This is a genomic window from Micromonospora echinofusca (assembly GCF_017614955.1).
Lineage (GTDB): Bacteria > Actinomycetota > Actinomycetes > Mycobacteriales > Micromonosporaceae > Micromonospora > Micromonospora echinofusca_A.
In genome coordinates this window covers 1-2,105 of the sequence record NZ_WVUH01000595.1, presented here as the reverse complement: position 1 = coordinate 2,105, position 2,105 = coordinate 1, and the positions used below count along the sequence as shown (strand labels likewise).

Here is a 2,105-nt window from a genome sequence, read left to right as displayed (position 1 = left end):
CCTCCACCCAGCCCCAGCCCTCGGCCGGGCCGTCCGCCCAACGCGCGTGCAGGCCACGCAGAATCGGGTCGGTGAGTCGACGGGACACGTACGCGTCGACCGCCGCCGCCCGGGCCAACGCACCGAGATCGTTGACGAAGCCGTCGCGTCCGTCCGGGAGCCGTCCGATGATGTCCCGGTAACCGACCGGCGGATCGGCGAGCGGATCGGCCGGGTCGACGGCGTCCCGGACGGCTGCCGCGTAGCTGCGCGCGTCCAGCAGGTACTCGACGATCCGTCGACCGACGCCGGCCCGGCGCAGAGTCGGCGAGACGATCCGGAGCACCTCCAGGCCCACCGCGTCGCAGACCGCCGACCGCATCCGGTCGGCGCGTTCCGCGCCGCCGGAACGACCGGTACCGGCGCCCTCCGGGTCCGACACCTCGACGGCGAAGACCGGCCGGCTGGTACGCCGGTCGCAGGCGACGAAGTCGTACCGGGTCCGGATGGCCGTGTTCCACTGGTTACCGGTCACCCCCGGGGGGCGGGCGTGCACCAACGCGCCGAGCGACTGATCGGGCAGCACCACCCAGTCGCCGCGCTCGAAACCCCGGCCGGGGATGCCACCGGCACCCGCCGGGCCGGACATCACCAGCGGACGCAGAAAGTCGCCCCTGCCGTTACCGGTTGCCGTCATCCTTACCTGTTCCGTCGTCCGTACGCCCCGCGCCGTCGCCGTCGGGCGTCTGCGGTCATGCTAGGAGTCCACACCGGCGACCCCGGTCGCCGGGTGCGCGTACCGGGCCACGGGTCGGCCGGCCCGATCTTCTAGGCTCGTCCGGTGCCCGACAGTGGATCCGCCGGCCGGCGGTTGACCAAGCGGATGCTGGTGGGCATCTCGCATGCGATGGAGCGCGCCGCGCTGGCCACCGCCGAGGACGGCCCGCTGGCGGTACTCGCCCTGTTCCAACGGATGCCCTACTTCGAACGGGAGCGCGAGTGCTACAGCCGGCTCGCCCGGCGGGCCGCGGTGACCGTCGTCGGTCTGGTCGCGGAGACCGCACCGGCGCTGCCGGCCGGCGCCTGGCCGGTACTGCTGGCCGCGGATGAGGACCTGGCCCGGGAGTGGACGGTGGTGGTGCTCACCCCGCGCTTCGGCGCGACCCTGGTGGCCCACGACCTGGCTCAGGTCGAGGCCGCCGGCACGCTGGAGAGCGGACGACTCTTCGACGGCTGGTGGTCGTTCCGCCGGGACGATGCGTTGCACGAGGCGGTCCGGCTCCGCGACCAGCTGACGGACCGGCTGCCCGCAACCGCCCTGACCGCACTCGACGTGGTGCTCACCCGGGTGCGGGAACTTCCGTCGACGCCCGGTGAATCCCGGGGCGACGATGCCTTCCGGCTGCTGGCCGGCAGTCTGGAGCGCGCGTACCGGACCAACGACCTGCTCCGTCGACAGGTGGCGGCGGCCACCGCCGCCACCACCGGGACCGAACCCGGGCTGACCGGTGAGCCGGCGGTTCGCCGGTGGAGTGGCGCCGGGGGCACCACCGCGTCGGGGGTGCTGCCGGTGGCGCTGGTCGGGGTACGCGTCGTCGAGCCGGGCGGTACGCCGGAGCGGTGGGGTCGGCGTGGTGCGGCCCGGGAGGCCCAGGCGGTACTCGGGGCGGTGACCGGTGTGCTGCGCCCGCAGGACCGGGCCGTCCGCCTGTCGGAGCAGGACTTCCTGCTGGTGTTGCCGGCGCTGACCGGTCCGGAAGCGGTCGGGTTGGCGTACCGGGTCCGCGACCGCCTGGGCGGACTGGTCAGTTCGTTCCCGTTCGTGGCGTACACCGCGCACTGCGCGGTGACCGTCACCCGAAAGCGTCCACTGCCGATGGAGGACGTGCGGCATGCGCTGGACTGGGTGGCGGAGCAGGGGATCGCCGTGGCGACCCTGCCCGCCGAGCCGGAACCGGCCGGAACCGCCGGGTGACGGTGTGACGCCGTGACGGCAGCCCGAAGGGCCGGCCCGTGGTGGGCCGGCCCTTCGTGGTGTTCGGATGTGTCAGGCGGAGTAGCCGCGGGTGGCGGTCCAGTCGGCCAGGTCCTTGGCGGTGATCCAGTAGGAGGCCTGGTCGGGGTTG

At 73.9% G+C, this 2,105-nt stretch carries 2 protein-coding genes; one reads left to right on the top strand and one right to left on the bottom strand.

Going from position 1 to position 2,105, the window contains the following annotated elements; genetic code table 11:
* Positions 1–676 (bottom strand): DUF2726 domain-containing protein (locus GSF22_RS33125; protein WP_208817845.1); only part of this gene is annotated, 676 nt, incomplete at its 3' end.
* 144 nt (positions 677–820) lie between these two features.
* On the opposite strand from GSF22_RS33125, the gene GSF22_RS33120 reads away from it, so the two are divergent.
* On the top strand, positions 821–1,954 hold the full coding sequence (locus GSF22_RS33120) for a DICT sensory domain-containing protein (RefSeq protein WP_307804514.1): 1,134 nt from the start codon (positions 821–823) through the stop codon (positions 1,952–1,954).
* Positions 1,955–2,105 lie beyond the last annotated feature (151 nt).